This window comes from Barnesiella sp. An55, from assembly GCF_002161555.1.
GTDB lineage: Bacteria > Bacteroidota > Bacteroidia > Bacteroidales > Barnesiellaceae > Barnesiella > Barnesiella merdipullorum.
The window spans coordinates 84,558-104,125 of sequence record NZ_NFHZ01000009.1 but is presented as its reverse complement, the minus strand read 5'-3'; the positions used below and the strand labels follow the sequence as shown (position 1 = coordinate 104,125).

Annotated in this window: 21 protein-coding genes; all 21 read left to right on the top strand. The window is 49.9% G+C overall.

Annotation, left to right across the window (positions count from 1 at the left end):
- The first annotated feature begins 22 nt into the window (after nucleotides 1-22).
- The 21 genes from B5G10_RS07245 (at nucleotide 23) to B5G10_RS07145 (ending at nucleotide 19,561) form a co-directional block, all read left to right on the top strand.
- The gene (locus tag B5G10_RS07245; protein WP_087424058.1) at nucleotides 23-841 is read left to right on the top strand and encodes an energy transducer TonB; all 819 of its coding nucleotides are present in this window, start codon (nucleotides 23-25) and stop codon (nucleotides 839-841) included.
- A gap of 100 nt (nucleotides 842-941) precedes the next feature.
- Nucleotides 942-1,181, top strand: coding sequence for a hypothetical protein (locus B5G10_RS07240; protein WP_087424057.1), 240 nt, complete (start codon nucleotides 942-944; stop codon nucleotides 1,179-1,181).
- Between the two features lie 13 nt (nucleotides 1,182-1,194).
- Nucleotides 1,195-2,160: a substrate-binding domain-containing protein gene (locus B5G10_RS07235; protein WP_087424056.1), complete on the top strand. Its 966-nt coding sequence runs from the start codon at nucleotides 1,195-1,197 to the stop codon at nucleotides 2,158-2,160.
- A gap of 34 nt (nucleotides 2,161-2,194) precedes the next feature.
- Nucleotides 2,195-3,865 (top strand): tetratricopeptide repeat protein, encoded by a 1,671-nt coding sequence (locus B5G10_RS07230; protein WP_087424055.1) that lies wholly within the window; start codon nucleotides 2,195-2,197, stop codon nucleotides 3,863-3,865.
- Nucleotides 3,866-4,344: 479 nt separating this feature from the next.
- Nucleotides 4,345-4,695, top strand: coding sequence for an NADH-quinone oxidoreductase subunit A (locus B5G10_RS07225; protein ID WP_087424054.1), 351 nt, complete (start codon nucleotides 4,345-4,347; stop codon nucleotides 4,693-4,695).
- Nucleotides 4,686-5,270, top strand: coding sequence for an NADH-quinone oxidoreductase subunit B (locus B5G10_RS07220; RefSeq protein WP_206396552.1), 585 nt, complete (start codon nucleotides 4,686-4,688; stop codon nucleotides 5,268-5,270). The genes B5G10_RS07225 and B5G10_RS07220 overlap by 10 nt, the downstream gene beginning before the upstream one ends.
- Before the next feature lie 14 nt (nucleotides 5,271-5,284).
- Nucleotides 5,285-6,907, top strand: a complete 1,623-nt coding sequence (locus B5G10_RS07215; protein WP_087424053.1) for an NADH-quinone oxidoreductase subunit C — start codon at nucleotides 5,285-5,287, stop codon at nucleotides 6,905-6,907.
- A 35-nt stretch (nucleotides 6,908-6,942) separates the two neighbouring features.
- Nucleotides 6,943-8,019 carry an NADH-quinone oxidoreductase subunit NuoH gene (nuoH, locus tag B5G10_RS07210; RefSeq protein WP_087424090.1) on the top strand — a complete coding sequence of 359 codons (1,077 nt, stop codon included), beginning with the start codon at nucleotides 6,943-6,945 and terminating at the stop codon, nucleotides 8,017-8,019.
- A gap of 36 nt (nucleotides 8,020-8,055) precedes the next feature.
- A complete protein-coding gene (atpD, locus tag B5G10_RS07205; protein WP_087424052.1) occupies nucleotides 8,056-9,567 on the top strand; it encodes a F0F1 ATP synthase subunit beta in 1,512 nt (503 codons plus the stop codon).
- 16 nt (nucleotides 9,568-9,583) lie between these two features.
- On the top strand, nucleotides 9,584-9,817 hold the full coding sequence (atpC, locus tag B5G10_RS07200) for an ATP synthase F1 subunit epsilon (RefSeq protein ID WP_087424051.1): 234 nt from the start codon (nucleotides 9,584-9,586) through the stop codon (nucleotides 9,815-9,817).
- Nucleotides 9,818-9,835: 18 nt separating this feature from the next.
- A complete protein-coding gene (atpB, locus tag B5G10_RS07195) occupies nucleotides 9,836-10,918 on the top strand; it encodes a F0F1 ATP synthase subunit A (RefSeq protein ID WP_087424050.1) in 1,083 nt (360 codons plus the stop codon).
- A gap of 32 nt (nucleotides 10,919-10,950) precedes the next feature.
- Nucleotides 10,951-11,205 (top strand): ATP synthase F0 subunit C, encoded by a 255-nt coding sequence (gene atpE / locus B5G10_RS07190; RefSeq protein ID WP_087408868.1) that lies wholly within the window; start codon nucleotides 10,951-10,953, stop codon nucleotides 11,203-11,205.
- 9 nt (nucleotides 11,206-11,214) lie between these two features.
- On the top strand, nucleotides 11,215-11,712 hold the full coding sequence (gene atpF / locus B5G10_RS07185; protein WP_087424049.1) for a F0F1 ATP synthase subunit B: 498 nt from the start codon (nucleotides 11,215-11,217) through the stop codon (nucleotides 11,710-11,712).
- A 6-nt stretch (nucleotides 11,713-11,718) separates the two neighbouring features.
- Entirely contained in the window at nucleotides 11,719-12,261 is a 543-nt protein-coding gene (locus B5G10_RS07180) for a F0F1 ATP synthase subunit delta (protein ID WP_087424048.1), read from the top strand.
- A gap of 1 nt (nucleotide 12,262) precedes the next feature.
- Entirely contained in the window at nucleotides 12,263-13,840 is a 1,578-nt protein-coding gene (atpA, locus tag B5G10_RS07175) for a F0F1 ATP synthase subunit alpha (protein ID WP_087424047.1), read from the top strand.
- A gap of 3 nt (nucleotides 13,841-13,843) precedes the next feature.
- On the top strand, nucleotides 13,844-14,725 hold the full coding sequence (gene atpG / locus B5G10_RS07170; RefSeq protein ID WP_241147735.1) for an ATP synthase F1 subunit gamma: 882 nt from the start codon (nucleotides 13,844-13,846) through the stop codon (nucleotides 14,723-14,725).
- Between the two features lie 85 nt (nucleotides 14,726-14,810).
- On the top strand, nucleotides 14,811-15,275 hold the full coding sequence (locus tag B5G10_RS07165) for an NADH-quinone oxidoreductase subunit I (RefSeq protein WP_087424045.1): 465 nt from the start codon (nucleotides 14,811-14,813) through the stop codon (nucleotides 15,273-15,275).
- Between the two features lie 12 nt (nucleotides 15,276-15,287).
- Nucleotides 15,288-15,806, top strand: a complete 519-nt coding sequence (locus tag B5G10_RS07160; RefSeq protein WP_087424044.1) for an NADH-quinone oxidoreductase subunit J — start codon at nucleotides 15,288-15,290, stop codon at nucleotides 15,804-15,806.
- A 5-nt stretch (nucleotides 15,807-15,811) separates the two neighbouring features.
- A complete protein-coding gene (gene nuoK / locus B5G10_RS07155; RefSeq protein ID WP_025279057.1) occupies nucleotides 15,812-16,123 on the top strand; it encodes an NADH-quinone oxidoreductase subunit NuoK in 312 nt (103 codons plus the stop codon).
- 5 nt (nucleotides 16,124-16,128) lie between these two features.
- Nucleotides 16,129-18,036: an NADH-quinone oxidoreductase subunit L gene (nuoL, locus tag B5G10_RS07150; RefSeq protein ID WP_087424089.1), complete on the top strand. Its 1,908-nt coding sequence runs from the start codon at nucleotides 16,129-16,131 to the stop codon at nucleotides 18,034-18,036.
- 34 nt (nucleotides 18,037-18,070) lie between these two features.
- The gene (locus B5G10_RS07145; RefSeq protein WP_087424043.1) at nucleotides 18,071-19,561 is read left to right on the top strand and encodes an NADH-quinone oxidoreductase subunit M; all 1,491 of its coding nucleotides are present in this window, start codon (nucleotides 18,071-18,073) and stop codon (nucleotides 19,559-19,561) included.
- The last annotated feature ends 7 nt before the right edge of the window (nucleotides 19,562-19,568 follow it).

Sequence of the window (19,568 nt, the reverse complement as noted above, 5' to 3'; positions counted from 1 at the left end):
TACACATTAAAGGAGAAGAAAAATGTCAAAGAATGTAGATTTAACTTCGAAAGAATGGTGCGACTTAGTTTTTGTCGGGAAAAACAAAGCATTCGGCGCTTACCGTTTACGGGTAAACTCGCCCAAACGTTACACATGGTCCACCGTGGGTGTAATCTGTGTAGTAGCTTTTGCCTTTGCTCTTCCCCGTATTGTGGATTCTTTCAAGATGGGAGAAGCTGAAGAAGAGATCTCTACCGTAGTAGAAATGTCGCAACTGCCCGAGGCCGAGGTCGAGAAACAAGAGGTTCAACCCCTGGTAGAAACGCCTCCTCCCCCTCCCTTGAAGAGTTCTATCAAATTCACCGCACCTGTAATTAAGAAAGACGAAGAGGTGTCTGACGAAGAAGAGTTGAAGTCGCAAGACGAGTTGACTCAGTCGAAGGTAAACATCTCTATCGCCGACGTAAAAGGTAATGACGAAGAACACGGTATCGATATCGCCGAATTCCAGGAAGTAATCGCCGAGCCCGTCGTAGAGGAAGAGAAACCCTACGAAGCAGTAGAGCAGATGCCTACCTTCCCCGGTGGTGAAGCCGAGCTGATGAAGTTCATTCGCGATAACCTCAAATACCCGGTTATTGCTCAGGAGAATGGTATTCAGGGTCGTGTAATCTTGCGATTCGTAGTATCGAAAACCGGTGCCATCGACAACGTAACCGTGTTGCGTAGCTTGGACCCCACTTGCGACAAAGAGGCTATTCGCGTTGTGAAGAGCATGCCCAAGTGGATTCCCGGTAAACAAAACGGTAACAACGTGCCGGTTTACTTCACATTGCCCGTTGTATTTAAACTTTTGTAATCTCTCGATTGTTTAACCAAGAGATTCGTGAATATTAATACTCGCAGCCTATTATCTCCACGATTTTAGGTTGCGGGTATTTTATAAAAATATCAAGTTTATGAAAGAGAAATACGGCCGTTACGACGAAGAAGAGGATGCCGGGACAAAACGCCGCCCACTGGGTATGAATGTAGTGCTGGGCATGATTATGATAGCTATCTATCTGGGCATGTCTTATTTGCTGCTTTTTACCACCTTCTTTTCCAATCTGCACGACATTGTGCGCTATATTATGGGTGTCGTGTTTGCCGTATATGGAGTTTTCAGAGGTTACAGATTGTTCATGGGAATGAAATAGAAAGGTTGGGATTATGAATAAGTTGCTGTCATTTTCATTTATTGTTTTCATTGTTGCGCTTGTTTCGTCGTGCTCGTCATGCCAAAATCAGAATGAAACCGGCGAACGCAAGGTGAAAGAGACCATCACATCGGGTGTGATCGACATCAGCTGTGATGAGAGTTTCGAGCCCATCATGGAGCAAGAGATCATGGTCTTTGAGGCGGCTTATCCCAAAGCCTCGATTATACCCTATTATGTGAGTGAGGCCGAAGCCTTGAACATGTTGTTGAAAGACAGTGTGCGCCTGGCCATAGCTACCCGTAAACTCACCCCTCAGGAGGAGGCTTCGTTCAAGTCGCGCCAGTTGCGGGTGCGCACGGTGCAGATAGCTCTCGATGCTATAGCCTTCATCGTGAACAAGTCGAACAAAAACAGCGTTATCTCGGTCGATCAATTGCACAAGATTGTGACGGGCGAGGTCACCGACTGGAATCAACTCTATCCCGGTTCGTCGTTGGGCAAGATCAACTTCGTGTTCGACAACCAAGGGTCCAGCTCCATGCGCTTTGCCATAGACTCACTCTGCCAGGGCAAACCTCTTTATACGGGACTGTTTGCCCAAAAATCCAATCAAGCCGTTATCGACTATGTGGCACAAACCCCCAATGCGATAGGCGTGATAGGTGCCAGCTGGATTGGCAATGAGGCTGACTCGACCAATACCTCGTTTACCGACGTAGTCAAGGTGATGGCTGTGCGCAAGGCACCGGGCTTCGATCCCTACAAGCCTTACCAGTACTACATAGCTACGGGCGATTATCCGCTCACCCGACCCATTTATATGATTACGACCGATCCCCGCAATGGGCTACCCACGGGATTCACCAAATTTGTCTCCTCACAGAGAGGACAATTAATAATTTTTAAGACCGGTATTGTACCATGGAATGCCAATATCGCGTTAAAAAGAGATGTAAGTATCACCGATACTTTTTAAGTAAGAAGAAAATTATCCACTTAAATAAATATCAATGAAATCAAGTCTTAAATTCGTATTTTCACTGTTCCTTGCTGCCGGCACGTTGACTGCTTTTGCTGCCAGCTACACCGATGGAATAGAGTATTTCAAAGCAGGCCAGCCCGATCGGGCAAAAATCCTGTTGGAGCGTACACTCGATGACGCAGGAACCAATAAGGCAGAGTCGTATTACTACCTGGGCGAAATCGCTTTTGGAAACAAGGACTATACCGCTGCCGCCGAATATTACAAAAAAGGTTTAGCCGCCGATCCCCTCTATGCCTACAACATCGTGGGCCAAGGTAAGCTCGCTTTGACCGGTACCGACAAAGAGGCTGCCGAGAAAGAGGCCGAGAAATATTTCAAAGAGGCCCTCAAAGGTAAAAACAAAAAAGATGCCGGCCTCAATCTGGCTATTGCCAAGGCTTACTACGAAACCGGTACGCCCGGCTACGAAGAGTACATGAAAAAATCGTACAAAGCCGACAAGAAATACCCCGACTACTTCATGTTCGAAGGTGATATCCTGGTGAACCAACAAAAATATGGCGATGCTTGCGGTCGCTATGAGAACGCCATCTACTTCGATCCCAACTGCATCGAGGCTTATGTAAAATACTCGCACATCTACTTCGATATCAACCCCACGCTGGCCATCCAGAAACTCGAGGAGTTGCAGAATATAGCACCCAACTCGGCCATCGCACAGCGCGAGATTGCCGAGGCTTACTACAAGAACTCGCAGTATTCCAAGGCTGCAGCCGCTTATGAGAAGTATATGCAGAACCCCAACCACTTCCAGACAGACCGTCCCCGGTTGGCCACCCTGTTGTTCTATGGCAAACGCTATGAAGAGTCGTTGGCCGAGGCTCAAGACATCTTGACCCGTGACCCCAACAACTTTGTAATCCGTCGTATCGTGATGTACAACAACTTCGAGTTGGGCAATATGGAAGCTGCCGAACAAGCTGCCGTTGAGTTCCTGGGTATGGATCCCGGCGACAATGTATTCAACGTGCGTGACTACATGACCTATGGCGATATCTTGTTGAAAGAGAAAAAATATGCCGAGGCTATTGTTCAATACGAGAAAGCCTATGACCTGGACAACACTCGCACCGATATTCTCAAACTTTTGAGCGACGCCTACGAGCGTAACAAAGATTATGCAAAGGCTATCGATGTATATGAAAAATACATGGCCGCCGATAGCGCAGAGAATCAACGGGTAATGGACTTTTATATGCTGGGCCAGATTTGCTACAGCGCCGGACAGTCTGCTGCCGACAGTGTAGCGTTGCGCGATCAGTATCTGATCAAGGCCGACTCGATGTTCCAGGTGGTTGTGGAGCGTTCTCCGACGGACTACCGCGGTTATTTGTGGCGTGCCCGTACGGCAGCCGTGCGTGACCCCGAGTTGAAGGAAGGTTTGGCAGAACCCCTCTATGAAGAGACCCTGACTGTCCTCGACCAAGATCCCGCCAACAAAGAGAAAACGGGTACGAAACGCGCCTACATCGAGGCTTATAAATATCTGGGTTATTACAACTATCTGCAAACGACAAATCCTGCTAAGAAAAACCAGGCTCTTGCCGCCACCAAAGACTATTGGAACAAGATGCTTGAGTTGGATCCGCAGAACACCGAAATTATCGAAGCTCTTAAAGCTCTCGAAACTCTCTAAGTTAAATCGTTTTTTACGATATATATTACCGAGCGACAGCTTGTGCTGCCGCTCGGTTTTTTTTGCTGGCTTGTTCCAAATCCCGGATAATTTGGCGCTAAATACAGATAAAAATAAAAAAGAACAAACCCTTGGCCGTTTGTTGGAAATAAAATTTGTATATTTGTGCGACGAAAATTTTCGAGGGATAATAGGCTCTGAAACGACGACCTTCTTGGAGGATAATACGACGAGAAGGCAGAGGTTAACCGAAGTCTTAACATCCTGATTAAAAGTAAATTGAAACTGTATGTTCGACGCTAAGTGGAATAAGGTATTGGATTGCACAATCGTTTGTATGGCAGAACGATGCCGTATTTCTATTTCAGGAGTCTATGTATAGTTGATAAACGTGGCCTTGTATTGCGAGCGAGTCAATACGGGGCTTTGTTGTTGTTTGGAAAGGAAAAATAAAAAATAAATACAAACTAATTTAACGTATGAATTCTGCACTATTTGTAGTTGTATTGATTACCGGATTGGCGCTGGTAGGAGCGGCTCTGTTGATAGCCGGCCTTATTTCGCCACGCTCGTTCAATCCGCAAAAGGGAGAGGCCTATGAGTGTGGTATCCCCTCGCGAGGAGAATCGTGGATGCAGTTCAAGGTAGGCTATTATCTGTTTGCCATCCTGTATCTGATGTTCGACGTCGAAACGGTATTCTTGTTCCCCTGGGCGGTTATATTGAAAGATTTAGGTGTAGCCGGATTATTTAATATTTTATTTTTCATGGTAGTACTTATCCTGGGATTGGTATATGCCTGGAAGAAAGGAGCACTCGAATGGAAGTGAAAATCAAATCGATGAAGTATGAAGACTTCAAAGACAATGAATATATTGAACAGCTTATCAATGAGCTCAAAGCATCGCACACCAATGTGGTGGTGGGTTGCCTTGACGAGGTTATCAACTGGGGCCGCTCCAATTCGCTGTGGCCTCTTACCTTTGCGACAAGTTGCTGCGGTATCGAGTTTATGTCGCTCGGCGCAGCGCGGTACGATATGGCCCGTTTTGGGTTTGAAGTAGCGCGTGCCAGTCCGCGTCAGGCCGACTTTGTGATGGTAGCCGGTACGATTGTACACCGCATGGCACCGGTATTGCGCCGGTTGTACGACCAGCTGGCCGAGCCCAAGTATGTAGTAGCCGTGGGTGGTTGCGCCGTATCGGGAGGGCCGTTCAAGAAATCGTATCATGTATTGAAAGGGGTTGACGAAATCCTCCCGGTCGATGTCTATATCCCGGGGTGTCCTCCGCGTCCCGAAGCCATGTTCTACGGCTTGATGCAATTGCAACGCAAGGTGAAAGTAGAGAAATTCTTCGGTGGTGTAAATCGTCAGGAAAAACGAGAGAAAGTATTAGGAAAATAATATAAGTTACCTATATGGCAAACATACAGCAAGAAATAAGCAGTTTTCTGCCTGAGGCTACCTTTGTAGAAGGAACCATTCTGGAAGTGTCGGTTCCCGATGCCAAGTGGCACGATTTGGCTCTTTATTTGCACGACAAACTGCACTTCGACTATTTGGTTTCTATTGTAGGCATGGACTGGGGCGAGACCATGGGCTGTGTCTATTATTTCACATGTACGGCCGACAATTCGCAAGTTTCGGTAAAAGTCGAAACGGCCGACCGCGAAAACCCGTTGCTCCACTCGGTTACCGACCTTTGGAAATCGGCCTATCTGTATGAGCGTGAGGTCTATGATTTCTATGGCATCCGCTTCATCAACCACCCCGACATGCGTCGGTTGTTCCTGCGCAACGACTGGGTAGGATATCCCCTGCGCAAGGACTATAATGCCGATCCCGAGGTAAACCCCATTCGTCTCGAACACGAGGCTGTCGATGACACCACGCATGCCATTGTCGAGACTCCCGACGGTAAACTCGAAGAACGCACCAACACAATATTCGCTCCCGAAGAGTTTGTCGTAAACATAGGCCCTCAACACCCGGCCACTCACGGTGTATTGCGTTTGCGCACCTCGCTCGATGGCGAGATTGTAAAGAAAATCGATGTCTATTGCGGTTATGTACACCGGGGCATCGAGAAGCTGTGCGAGTCGCTCACCTATCCGCAAACCCTTCACTTCGCCGACCGTCTCGACTACATGTCGGCCCAGCAAAACCGTCACGCCGTGTGCCTCTGTATCGAGGATGCCCTGCGACTCGAGATTCCGGCTCGTGCACAGTATGTGCGTACCATCATGGACGAGTTGATGCGTATCTCGTCGCACTTGTTGTTCTATGCCACCTTCTGCATGGACTTGGGTGCAACGACGGCTTTCTTCTACGGATTCCGTGACCGTGAAAAAATACTTGATATCTTTGAAGAGACTTGCGGTGCCCGCATGACCTTCAACTACTATACGATTGGCGGTCTTATGGCCGACATTCACCCCGACTTCCAACGCAAGGTGAAAGAGTTCTGTGCCTATCTGCCCGGTATGTTGAAAGACTATCACACCCTCTTCACGGGCAACGTGATAGCTCAGCAACGTATGAAAGGCGTGGGTCTGCTCTCGCGCGAGGATGCCATTTCGTATGGCATTGCCGGCCCGTCGGGTCGTGCTTCAGGTTGGGCCTGCGACGTGCGCAAGAATCACCCGTATGCCCTGTATGACCAGGTAGAATTCAAAGAGATTGTTCGCACCGAGGGCGATGTATTTGCCCGGTACATGGTGCGTATGGATGAAATCCTGGAGTCGATCCACATCATCGAGCAACTCATCGACAATATCCCCGAGGGCGATTATGCACTGAAGATGAAACCCATCATCAAGTTGCCCGAAGGCCGCTACTTCCGTCAAGTCGAAGCCAGTCGTGGCCCGTTGGGAATCTTTATCGAGAGTCATGGGGACAAGTATCCTTATCGATTGAAAATCAACTCGGCTTGCTTGCCGTTGGTTGGCGGCCTCGACCCGATGTGCCGCGGCGGAAAAATTGCCGACCTCATTGCCATCGGCGGTTCGCTCGACTATGTAATCCCCGATATGGACAGATAATTAGTAATCAAAAATAAATTAAAGAATAAGTTATGTTGTTCGACTTTTCGATAGTTACCCACTGGATAGACAATTTGTTGAGGAGTGTAATGCCCGGCTGGGGAGCTTTGCTTGTTGAATTTGTACTGGTAGGCGTGGCGCTGCTGCTGCTGTATGCCGTATTGGCCCTGTTCTACATATATTTCGAACGTAAGGTGTGCGCCTTCTTCCAATGCCGTCTGGGCCCCAATCGAGTAGGCCCCTACGGTATATTCCAGAGCGTGGCCGATATGTTCAAGATTTTGATCAAAGAGCTGATCTCGTTGAACCACATCGATAAGTTCCTGTTCAATCTGGCTCCTTATCTGGTTATCGTGGCTTCGATGTTGGCCTTTGGCTGCTTGCCCTTCGGTAAAGGATTGCAGGTAATCGATTTCAATATCGGTGTATTCTTCCTCATTGCCGTGTCGTCGATAGGCGTGTTGGGTATCCTGCTGGCCGGTTGGTCAAGCCACAATAAATTCACCCTCATCGGAGCCATCCGAAGCGGTGCCCAAATGGTAAGTTACGAACTCTCCATCGGGTTGTCGGTATTGACAATGGTTGTTTTTGCCGGCACGATGTCGATTACCGGTATCGTCGAGGCCCAAAACAACGGCTGGTTCATCTTCACGGGACACATTCCCGCCATTGTGGCCTTCCTCATCTATCTGGTAGCCGGTACGGCCGAGACCAACCGTGGCCCGTTCGACTTGCCCGAGGCCGAGAGTGAGTTGACCGCCGGATACCACACCGAGTACTCGGGTATCCACTTTGGTTTCTTCTACCTGGCCGAGTATCTGAACCTGTTTATCGTTTCGGGCGTAGCCTCGCTGCTCTTCCTGGGCGGTTGGATGCCGTTGCATATTCCCGGTTGGGAAGGCTTCAACTATGTGATGGATTGCATCCCGTCGGTTCTCTGGTTCTTTGGCAAGGCCATTGTGATTTCGTTTATAATCATCTGGTTCAAGTGGTCATTCCCCCGATTGAGAATCGACCAGCTGTTGCGTCTGGAGTGGAAATACTTGTTACCGCTGAACTTGATCAATCTCTTTGTAATGGTGCTCATCGTTATTTACGGGCTGCACTTTTAATAGATAAAACATAATACTGATAATAGAGGTAAAGCTATGGCAGATAAATTTGGATATATCACGCAGGTCATCGGGCCGGTTGTCGATGTCACCTTCGAAGGCGAAGGCAATGACGTACCGCCCATTTATGCCGCATTGAAAATCGAGCGTGAAAACGGCTCCGACCTGATTGTCGAAGTAGAGCAACATATCGGTGAGAACACGGTACGTTGCGTGGCAATGGATTCTACCGACGGTCTCACGCGCGGTATGAAAGCAATCGACTTGCAACGAACCTTGTCGATGCCTACGGGCGCACAGGTAAAAGGGCGTTTGATGAATGTGTTGGGCGAGACCATCGACCACCTTCCTGCTCTGGATTATACCGAATTGAAATCGATACATCAAGAGGCTCCGGCTTTTGACGACCTCTCTATCAGTACCGAGATGCTTTACACGGGAATCAAGGTAATCGATTTGCTCGAGCCCTATTCCAAGGGTGGTAAGATTGGTCTCTTCGGTGGTGCCGGTGTAGGTAAGACCGTGCTGATCATGGAGCTTATCAACAACATTGCCAAAGGCCACAACGGATTCTCGGTATTTACCGGTGTAGGTGAGCGCACCCGTGAAGGTAACGACCTGTTGCGCGAGATGCTCGAGTCGGGCGTTATGTCGTATGGCAAGAAGTTCGAAGAGGGTATGGAACGCGGCGAATGGAATATCCAGGATGTCGATATGGGAAAGGTGAACCAGTCGCAAGCCACGCTGGTGTTTGGCCAGATGAATGAGCCGCCGGGAGCCCGTCTGCGGGTAGCCCTGTCGGGACTGACGGTTGCCGAGCAATTCCGCGACTCCGACGGTGGTGGTAAAGAGATTCTGCTCTTCATCGACAATATCTTCCGTTTCACCCAAGCCGGATCAGAGGTGTCGGCACTTCTGGGTCGTATGCCCTCGGCCGTAGGTTATCAACCGACACTGGCCTCTGAGATGGGTAAACTGCAAGAGCGTATTACATCGACCAAGCAGGGATCTATCACCTCGGTACAGGCCATCTATGTGCCGGCCGACGACTTGACCGACCCCGCTCCGGCAACCACCTTCAGTTTCTTGGATGCTACCACGGTGTTGAGCCGTAAAATATCGGAGTTGGGTATCTATCCCGCTGTGGACCCGCTGGAATCGACCTCGCGTATTCTCGACCCCAATATTGTGGGCGAGGAGCACTATCAGGTAGCCCAGGCCGTAAAACAGCTGTTGCAACACTATAACGAGTTGCAGGATATCATCGCCATCTTGGGTGTCGATGAGTTGTCTGACGAGGATAAACTGGTCGTAAGCCGGGCCCGTCGTGCACAGCGGTTCCTCTCGCAGCCCTTCCACGTGGCCGAGCAGTTTACCGGTCTGCCCGGTGTGATGGTTCCGCTCGAAGAGACGATTCGCGGTTTCAAGATGATTCTCAACGGCGAGATGGACGAATATCCCGAGCAAGCCTTCTTGAACGTAGGTACGATTGACGAGGCTATTGCCAAGGGTAAGAAGTTGTTGGAGCAGGCCAAAGCGGCTCACTAAAAAAGAGAAATAAGTTATGGTACTTGAAATTATATCTTCAGAACAAATCCTTTTCCAGGGAGAGGTCGAATCGGTCACCTTGCCGGGTGCCCAAGGTTCGTTTACCGTTCTTGAAAATCATGCATCGCTGGTCTCGACGCTCGATGCCGGTACCATTGAATATGTGACGGCAGGCGAACGCCATTCGGTACCCGTGAGTGGTGGGTTTGTCGATGTGGATAACAATCGTGTGGCAGTGTGCATACGGTAATTGGTGGAGTAAAAAGAGATGAGAAAACAAATCGCATACATAGTCGCTTTTTTGTTGATGGCCTTTTCGTTCAACCTGTCGGCTCAAGAGATGAGCGGCACGGAGGAGGAACAAGCCTTTAACCCGAAGGAGACGATATTTAAGCATCTGCTCGATGAATATAGTTGGGAGTTGCCTTTCTCGCACGAACACAAGATTTCGCTCCCGGTTATTGTGAGAGACTACACGGGCGACTGGCATGTGTTCTGGTCGCATCGTATCGACCACGGGCAGCAGTACGAGGGCTTCTACATCGCACAAGACGGCCCCAACAAAGGCAAGGTCGAGAGTATCGACGACCAGGGCAATCGTTATCGGCCGCTCGATTTGTCGATTACGAAAAACGTGCTGGCTTTGATTATCGCCGCCCTGTTGTGCCTCTGGTGTGTGCTCTCTGTGGCCCGCTGGTACAAGAAAAAGCATTACAAGGCACCACGCAAAGGAGTGGGAGCCATCGAATTCCTCATCGAATTTATCTATACGGGAGTTATCAAGAGTACGCTGGGCGACAAGGCACCCCGTTTTGCCCCCTACCTGCTCACGATATTCTTCTTCATTCTGTTGATGAACCTGCTGGGCCTGATTGTCATCTTCCCCGGTGGAGCCAACTTGACAGGCAATATTGCCGTCACCATGGTACTGGCCCTGTGTACCTTTATCGTGGTGAACGTGAAAGGTACCAAAGAGTACTGGAAAGAGACCTTCTGGCCCGATGTACCCATGTGGCTGAAGTTTCCTCTGCCCATCATGCCCCTCATTGAGGTCTTTGGCATCTTCACCAAACCGGCGGCCCTTATGGTCCGTCTCTTTGCCAACATGATGGGAGGTCACATGATTATCCTGTCGCTCATTTCGCTCATCTTCATCTTCGGCGCCTTTGGAGCCGTGGTAGTGGGAGGCATAACCGTCATATCGGTGCTCTTCTCGCTGTTCATGCTGATGATCGACACGCTGGTATCGTTTATCCAGGCCTATGTATTTACGATGCTTTCGACGCTGTTCATTTCGTTGGCACAAGCCGAGGGGCATCATGAAGGAAAAGTAGAAAAAGTAAAAAAATAGAATAAATGTATAATCTCTAAACAACAAACATTATGTTAGGAATGATTTTATTACAAGCAGCAGCCGGTGCAAGTCTGGCTAAATTGGGTGCATGTATTGGTGCTGGTATCGCAGCTATCGGAGCCGGTGTAGGTATCGGTAAGATTGGTTCGTCGGCAATGGATGCCATTGCTCGTCAGCCCGAAGCCAGTGGTGATATTCGAAGCAACATGATTGTGATTGCAGCCCTTGTCGAAGGTGTTGCCCTGTTTGCTGTAATCGTTTGCGTGCTGTCGTTGTTCATCTAATCATAGGATATGGAACTGTTCACGCCCGAAATAGGCTTGGTATTTTGGATGTTCGTTGTCTTCGTCATCCTGTTTGTCATACTCGCCAAGTTTGGCTGGCCCTACATTTTGCGCAGCCTCGACGAACGAGCCGAGTTTATTGACAAAGGGGTCGAGTATGCCCAAGAGGCCAAATCGCACCTGGACAACGCACAAGCCGAAGCCAAAGCTCTTTTGGTCGAAGCGCAGAAACAACAAATGGAGATTCTGCACGAAGCTGCCCAGATGAAGACTCAAATCATCGAAGAAGCTCGTCAGGCAGCCTCGGTAGAAGCTAAGAAAGTAATGGACGCTGCGGCCGTGTCGATCGAGCAGGCCCGCAAAGAGTCGGAACTCCAGTTCCGCCGCGAAGTGAGCCAGTTTGCCCTGCAAATAGCCGAGAAGATGATGCGCAAGCAACTCTCCGACGACAAGACTCAGGTCGAAATGATCGACAAACTGTTGAATGAAATTGAGAATCAAAACTAATAGAACATGAACGAGGGGTTAATACCGAATCGATATGCGAAAGCGCTTTATAAATATGCCCAGGAACATGGTGTGGCTGAGCCGATTTATGAAGAGATGAAACGCTTTGATGATGCCTTTAAGGCCCATCCAGAGATTTCCAAGGTATTGGGTAACCCGGCTCTTTCTCCATCGGACAAGGTACGGGTATTGTCATCGGCTTTCGGTGAAAAGCCCGACGACCATCTGCTCCGTTTTGCTCAGTTAGTTATCAAGAACCGTCGCGAAACGTTTGTAAGGTCCATCGGGTTGGCCTACCAGGATATCTACCGCAAGGCCAATCGCATTGCCCGGGTAACGATAACCACGGCAGCCGCTTTACCCAAAGAGGTGCTGGATCGCATCGGCGACCTTATGAAAAAGCAAACGGACAAGACGCTGGAATTTGTTTATGAAATAGATCCCACCCTCATCGGCGGATTTATTTTGCGCGTAGATTCGATGCAATTAGATGCTTCGGTCAATAGTGAATTAAAAAAATTGCGTTTGAAATTGCTAAACAGCAAGTGATATGATAAAACCCAGTGAAATATCAGATATATTAAAGAAACAACTCGACGAGGTCGATTCCAAAGTCAATTTCGAAGAAATAGGTACAGTTCTCGAAGTAGGTGATGGAGTGGCCCACGTGTACGGGCTCGACAATGTGCGCTCCAGCGAACTGATCGAGTTTGAGAATGGTGTGCACGGTGTGGCCATGAACCTGGAGGAGAGTAATGTGGGTGTCATTTTGCTCGATAATGTCGATAAGGTTACCGAGAACATGACCGCTCGCCGTACCGGCGAAATTGCTTCTCTGCCCGTAGGCGAAGGCCTGCTCGGCCGGGTTATCAACACGTTGGGTGAACCTATCGACGGTGCAGGTCCCATCCAGGGCGATCTCATCCGGTTACCCCTCGAGCGTAAGGCTCCGGGTGTAATCTTCCGTCAGCCTGTGAACCAGCCTTTGCAGACTGGTATCAAGGCCATCGACTCGATGGTGCCCATAGGTCGCGGACAGCGTGAGCTGATTATCGGCGACCGTCAGATCGGTAAGACGGCAATTGCCATCGATACGATCATCAACCAGCGAGAGAATTACAAAAACGGGAATCCCCTCTATTGTATCTATGTCGCTATCGGCCAAAAGGCCTCGTCGGTAGCCGCATTGGTCAATACCCTGCGGGAGCACGGCGCCCTCGACTATACGGTGGTGTTGGCCGCCAATGCCTCCGACTCGGCTGCCATGCGTTACTATGCACCGTTTGCCGGTGCCGCCATTGGCGAATACTTCAGAGACCGGGGTTGCCACGCACTGGTTATCTACGACGACCTTTCGAAACAGGCTGTGGCCTATCGTGAGATTTCGTTGATTCTGCGTCGTCCCTCGGGTCGTGAAGCCTACCCGGGCGATATCTTCTACCTGCACTCTCGTCTGCTCGAGCGTGCCGCCAAGATTATCGACAACGACGAGGTAGCCTCGTCGATGAACGACCTGCCCGAGGTATTGAAACCGATGGTAAAAGGTGGAGGTTCGTTGACGGCCCTGCCTATTATCGAGACACAGGCTGGTGACGTTTCGGCCTATATCCCTACCAACGTAATTTCGATTACCGACGGTCAGATATTCCTGGAGACGGCCCTCTTCAACCAAGGTGTGCGCCCTGCTATCAACGTGGGTATTTCGGTATCGCGTGTGGGTGGTAACGCCCAGGTAAAGGCCATGAAGAAGATTGCCGGTACGCTGAAGATCGACCAGGCCCAGTTCCGTGAGCTCGAGTCGTTCACCAAATTCGGTGGCGATGTCGATCCCGTAACGGCCATGACCATCGACAAGGGCCGCAAGAACGAGCGAATCCTCATTCAGCCCCAGTACTCGCCGGTACCCGTCGAGGAGGAGATTGCCATCATCTATTGCGGTACACAAGGCCTGTTGCACAATGTACCTCTCGACAAAGTAGCCGAATTTGAGAAATTGTATTTGCAGATATTGAAATCAAAATATAGCCACGAGGTTTTGGACGAACTGCGTGTAGGACATCTCGACGACAAGATTGCCGCCCTCATGACCGAAGTCGCTACCGAGGTGGCTAACCGATTTAAGGCATAAACTATGGCATCAATGCGCGACTTGAAAGGAAGAATCGGCTCGGTCGCTTCTTCCGAAAAAATAACCGGTGCGATGAAGATGATTTCGTCGGCCAAGATGCACAAGGCCGATTTGGCTTTGCGTCGTGTGCGGCCGTTCAGAGATCAGATTCAACGTACCATCAATCATCTTATTTCTGCCGATGCAGAATACAGTTCTCCGCTCACCGAGGCACGCCCTGTGAAGCGGCGGGCCGTAGTCGTGCTCAGCTCGGACGAGGGATTGTGTGGCGCATTCAACATGAATCTGTTTAAACACACGCTCGAGCTTATCAACCGGGGGCGTGAAGAGGCCGGTAATTCCGTGATGTTTGTTGTTTATCCGGTAGGAAAGAAAGCCTCTCACTTTGCCCATAAACTGGCAGGCAAGGACGTGGAGATTGCCGTAACCGATTATATGACGGCCAAGAGCTCGGGAGAAGAGATAGCCCGTTTCACGAGCGAACTTACCCGCGATTTCCTGGCCGGCAAGATTGACGAAATAGAGGTTGTATATACCCATTATAAGAGTGCCAGTAAACAGTCGTTGGCTACGCGCAAGCTGTTGCCTATCTCGGCCGACGATTTGGCTACCGGCGAGAAAGCCGAGCGCAACAAGCCCTACTTGTTTGAGCCCGATGTGAATACCATCTATAATGAGGTATTGCCGCTTTATGTCTTGGCCAATATGCAGGAAGCCATCAGTTCCAACCGCGTCTCTGAACAGGCGGCCCGGGTGATGGCCATGCAGTCGGCAAACGATAATGCCAAAGAGTTGTTGGACGACTTGCAGCTGGAGTACAACAAGTTGCGCCAGCAAAGCATCACGTCCGAGTTGTTGGATATTGCAGGAGGACAAGTAGATTGATATATCGACAGAGAGCCTGGCTCTCTTGAGGCACGAAATAAACCATAGTGTTAACAAATAAAATAAGAGTTCTATAAAGAGATTTATGGGAAGTTTAAAAAATTACATTACATCTTTCTGGAAAGGACTGCTGAGTCTCCTTCAAGGAATGGGAGTTACCGGTAAGTATTTTCTCAGCCGGAAAGTTACCGAGCAGTACCCCGAAAACCGGGCGACCTTGAAAATCCCCGAGCGTTTCAGAGGTACGTTGACCTTGATTTACGATGAAAACGGACAGCACAAGTGTGTAGCTTGCGGTATCTGTCAGATGAATTGTCCCAACGACACCATCAAAATCGAGGCTTCGAAGATTACCACCGAAGATGGTAAGACCAAACGTGTGTTAGATAAATATGTGTATGACTTGGGCAGTTGCACCTTTTGCCAAATGTGTGTGACTACGTGTCCTCACCATGCCATCAAGTTCACCAACGAATTTGAGCACGCTGTTTTCCGGCGCGAGAAACTGGTGAAGATTCTCAATCATACCGATAACCCAACCGAAAAATAATAGATTAACATTATGGAACAAATAGCAAATCAAGTTATCTTCGGCTTGCTTGCACTGGTCATCGTGGTATGTTCGATTCTGACGGTCACCACACGGCGCATTTTGCGGGCAGCTACATACCTCCTGTTCGTTCTGTTTGCGACAGCCGGTATCTATTTCCAGCTTGACTTTACCTTCTTGGGGGCAGTACAATTGGCCGTCTATGCCGGCGGTATTGTAGTGCTGTTTGTCTTCTCGATCTTGTTGACGAGTCATCCCGGCGACAAGGCTCAGTTGCTCACCCCGAAGAAACGAGTGGTCGGGCTCATCGCTTCGATTTTTGGTGCTATCGTGTGCGGCTATACGCTGCTCACCTATCCGTTCTTCACCAAACCGCTCACCAGCGTCATCACCGGCGAGATCGACATGAAGGAGATAGGCCATGCACTCATGGGTATGGAGAAGTTCCAGTACCTGTTGCCCTTCGAAGCTATCAGTGTGTTGTTATTGGCTTGTATCATCGGTGGCATTATGATTGCCCGTAAAAGATAAGAACTATGGAAATACCAATGATTGCCTATTTGGTGGTAAGTACCATCATGTTTTTTGCCGGGGTTTACGGGTTCGTCACACGTAAGAATATGCTGGCGATGCTCATTTCGCTCGAATTGATGCTCAATGCGGCCGACATCAACTTTGTGGTGTTCAACCGTTATCTGTATCCCGAGGCTTTGGAGGGTTTCTTCTTCACCCTCTTTGCAATAGGTATTGCCGCTGCCGAGACAGCGCTTGCCATTGCGATCATTATCAACATCTTCCGCCACATACGGAATGTTGACGTGCATAACCTTGATAAAATGAAATATTGATCGATATGGAATATTCAGCTATAATACTTTTACTCCCGCTTTGCATGTTCCTCTTTCTGGGACTTGTGGGGCATAAGTTGAGCGAGCGTGTAGCCGGTATCTTGGGAACCCTCGGGCTGACCGTAACTGCCGTGCTGGCCTATATGGTAGCGTTCAACTATTTTACTATGCCGCGCAATGCCGAAGGCGTATTTAAAACTTTGCAGCCGGTCAATTTCGAATGGTTGCGTTTTACCGAGCATCTGCATATCGATCTGGGTATTTTGCTCGACCCCATTTCGGTGATGATGCTGGTTGTAATCACGACAGTCTCGCTCATGGTTCATATTTACAGTATGGGCTATATGCACGGCGAGAAGGGCTTCCAACGCTACTATGCGTTCCTGTCGCTCTTCAGCTTCTCGATGCTGGGCCTGGTTGTGGCTACTAATATTTTCCAGATGTATATCTTCTGGGAGCTGGTGGGTGTTTCGTCCTACCTGCTTATCGGATTCTACTATACCAAACCGGCTGCGGTATCGGCTTCGAAAAAGGCCTTTATCGTAACGCGTTTTGCCGACTTGGGCTTCCTCATCGGTATCCTCATCCTCTCGTTCTTTACCGAGACGTTCGACTTCCAAACGTTGATGTCGAACCCCACGTCGCTGGTGAGCGAGACGGCCGGCATGACCTTCATGGGTTGCTCGGTAGCCGCCTGGGCCATGGCCCTTATCTTTATGGGTGGTGCCGGTAAGTCGGCCATGTTCCCGTTGCACATTTGGTTGCCCGATGCCATGGAGGGTCCTACTCCGGTATCGGCCCTGATCCACGCCGCCACCATGGTGGTTGCCGGTGTTTACCTGGTAGCCCGGCTCTTCCCCATGTACTGTGCCGTGCCAGAGGTGCTCGACCTCATTACCTGGGTGGGTGCCATCACGGCGCTCTATGCCGCTGTCGTAGCTTGTGTGCAAACCGATATCAAACGGGTGCTCGCCTTCTCGACCATCTCGCAGATTGCCTTCATGATGGTAGCTTTGGGTGTAGCGTTCAATAGCGACCTGCATGCCGGTCTCGGCTACATGGCCTCTATGTTCCACCTCTTCACGCACGCCATGTTCAAGGCTCTGCTCTTCCTCGGTGCCGGTTGTATTATCCACGCCGTTCACTCCAACGAGATGTCGGCCATGGGTAACCTGCGCAAGTATATGCCGGTGACTCACATCACCTTCCTGATAGCCTGCTTGGCTATCGCCGGTATTCCTCCCTTCTCGGGCTTCTTCAGTAAGGACGAGATTCTCACGGCTGCCTTTGAGAAGAGTGCCTTCTGGGGCATCTGGATGACAGCCGTTGCCGGTCTCACCGCCTTCTATATGTTCCGGTTGTACTACCGCATCTTCTGGTGGAGCAAACCCGACTATGGACACCACACGCCGCACGAGGCTCCCAAGACCATGTATCTGCCGCTGGTATTCCTGGCATTGGTTACCTGCGTAGCCGGTTTCATTCCCTTCGGCGAATTCGTATCGGTTAACGGGCAGGAGTATCACATCCACCTCGACTGGTCGGTAGCCACGACAAGTATCATTGTAGCCGTAGCCGCTATCGCCCTGGCTACTTGGATGTATCTCTCGGAGAACACCAAGCCCAAAGCCTTGGCCGACAAGTTCCGCGCACTGCACACGGCAGCTTACCACCGCTTCTACATGGACGAGCTCTATATGTGGGTTACCCACAAAGTAATCTTCCAGCATATCTGCCGCCCCATTGCCTGGTTCGACCGTCATATCGTCGATGGTACGATGAATATGTTGGCAACCGTGACCAACGGAGTTTCCTACGGCATCCGCAAGTTGCAGTCGGGCTACATCCAATGGTATGTATGGGTATTCATTATGGGCGCTTTGTTAATCGCCGTACTGGCCATGTGCTTTTAACTGATGGTTGAACGATAAAAAATTAAAGAAACATATGAATTTTCTATCATTATTTGTGCTTATCCCTCTCTTGATGATGCTGGGTCTCTGGATCGCAAGAGATATGAAACAGATACGAACGGTAGCGGTTATTGGTTCAACCTTATTGTTGGCTCTGTCCGTTTACACTCTCGTTGAGTTTCTGGCCGAACGCGCTGCTGGAAATACAGCGACGATGTTGTTTACCGACAGCCGCATGTGGTATGCTCCGCTGAATATCCACTACGCCGTGGGCGTGGACGGTGTGTCGGTAGCTATGTTGCTGCTCTCGTCTATTATTGTATTTGCCGGAGTTTTCGCTTCGTGGAAAATCAACCCGCTGCCCAAGGAGTTCTTCTTGTGGTTCATGCTGCTCTCGACCGGTGTATTCGGCTTCTTTATCTCGGTCGATCTCTTCACGATGTTCATGTTCTACGAGGTGGCTCTTATCCCCATGTACCTGCTGATTGGCGTTTGGGGTAGCGGCCGCAAGAACTACTCGGCCATGAAGCTAACGCTGATGTTGATGGGTGGTTCGGCCCTGCTGATGATCGGTATCCTGGGTATCTACTATCAATCGGGTCTGCACTCGATGAACGTAGTCGAGATTGCCGAGCACGGCAACATTCCCATGAACTGGCAATACTTCCTCTTCCCCATGACCTTTGTGGGATTTGGCGTGCTGGGAGCCATGTTCCCGTTCCACACATGGTCGCCCGATGGTCACGCTTCGGCGCCTACGGCCGTGTCGATGTTGCACGCCGGTGTGCTGATGAAGCTGGGAGGTTATGGTTGCTTCCGTGTAGCCATCTACCTCATGCCTCAGGCCGCTAACGAGCTGGCTTGGATATTCTTGATCCTGACAGGTATCAGTGTCGTTTACGGAGCCTTCAGCGCTTGCGTTCAAACCGACTTGAAATACATCAACGCTTACTCTTCGGTAAGCCACTGCGGCTTGGTATTGTTTGCCATCCTCATGCTCAACACCACGGCCATGACCGGTGCTGTGATGCAGATGCTCTCGCACGGTTTGATGACGGCCCTCTTCTTTGCCCTCATCGGTATGATTTACGGTCGTACCCACACCCGCGACATTCGCGAGATGGGTGGCTTGATGCAGATTATGCCGTTCCTCTCGGTAGGATATGTGATTGCCGGTTTGGCCTCGCTGGGTCTGCCGGGCTTGAGCGGATTCGTAGCCGAGATGACCATCTTCGTCGGTTCGTTTGAACATACCGATACCTTCCACCGAGTACTTACTATTGTAGCTTGTACTTCGATTGTGATTACTGCGGTTTATATTTTGCGAGTGGTCGGAAAACTGCTCTACGGTGCCGTTCAGAACGAGCACCATCGCGAGTTGAAGGATGCCGAATGGTGGGAGCGCCTCTCGGTTATTACCCTCATCGTGTGTGTGGTTGCCATCGGTAGCTTCCCGCACTGGATTTCCGATCTCATTCGTGAAGGTGTAGAACCTATTACTAATTTGTTGTCTCAAGCTCTTTAATAATACA

Coding starts and splice junctions, on each gene's coding strand:
- B5G10_RS07245 (WP_087424058.1), top strand. CDS start 23: ATGTCAAAGAATGTAGATTTAACTTCGAAAGAATGGTGCGACTTAGTT.
- B5G10_RS07240 (WP_087424057.1), top strand. CDS start 942: ATGAAAGAGAAATACGGCCGTTACGACGAAGAAGAGGATGCCGGGACA.
- B5G10_RS07235 (WP_087424056.1), top strand. CDS start 1,195: ATGAATAAGTTGCTGTCATTTTCATTTATTGTTTTCATTGTTGCGCTT.
- B5G10_RS07230 (WP_087424055.1), top strand. CDS start 2,195: ATGAAATCAAGTCTTAAATTCGTATTTTCACTGTTCCTTGCTGCCGGC.
- B5G10_RS07225 (WP_087424054.1), top strand. CDS start 4,345: ATGAATTCTGCACTATTTGTAGTTGTATTGATTACCGGATTGGCGCTG.
- B5G10_RS07220 (WP_206396552.1), top strand. CDS start 4,686: ATGGAAGTGAAAATCAAATCGATGAAGTATGAAGACTTCAAAGACAAT.
- B5G10_RS07215 (WP_087424053.1), top strand. CDS start 5,285: ATGGCAAACATACAGCAAGAAATAAGCAGTTTTCTGCCTGAGGCTACC.
- atpD (WP_087424052.1), top strand. CDS start 8,056: ATGGCAGATAAATTTGGATATATCACGCAGGTCATCGGGCCGGTTGTC.
- atpC (WP_087424051.1), top strand. CDS start 9,584: ATGGTACTTGAAATTATATCTTCAGAACAAATCCTTTTCCAGGGAGAG.
- atpB (WP_087424050.1), top strand. CDS start 9,836: ATGAGAAAACAAATCGCATACATAGTCGCTTTTTTGTTGATGGCCTTT.
- atpE (WP_087408868.1), top strand. CDS start 10,951: ATGTTAGGAATGATTTTATTACAAGCAGCAGCCGGTGCAAGTCTGGCT.
- atpF (WP_087424049.1), top strand. CDS start 11,215: ATGGAACTGTTCACGCCCGAAATAGGCTTGGTATTTTGGATGTTCGTT.
- B5G10_RS07180 (WP_087424048.1), top strand. CDS start 11,719: ATGAACGAGGGGTTAATACCGAATCGATATGCGAAAGCGCTTTATAAA.
- atpA (WP_087424047.1), top strand. CDS start 12,263: ATGATAAAACCCAGTGAAATATCAGATATATTAAAGAAACAACTCGAC.
- atpG (WP_241147735.1), top strand. CDS start 13,844: ATGGCATCAATGCGCGACTTGAAAGGAAGAATCGGCTCGGTCGCTTCT.
- B5G10_RS07165 (WP_087424045.1), top strand. CDS start 14,811: ATGGGAAGTTTAAAAAATTACATTACATCTTTCTGGAAAGGACTGCTG.
- B5G10_RS07160 (WP_087424044.1), top strand. CDS start 15,288: ATGGAACAAATAGCAAATCAAGTTATCTTCGGCTTGCTTGCACTGGTC.
- nuoK (WP_025279057.1), top strand. CDS start 15,812: ATGGAAATACCAATGATTGCCTATTTGGTGGTAAGTACCATCATGTTT.
- nuoL (WP_087424089.1), top strand. CDS start 16,129: ATGGAATATTCAGCTATAATACTTTTACTCCCGCTTTGCATGTTCCTC.
- B5G10_RS07145 (WP_087424043.1), top strand. CDS start 18,071: ATGAATTTTCTATCATTATTTGTGCTTATCCCTCTCTTGATGATGCTG.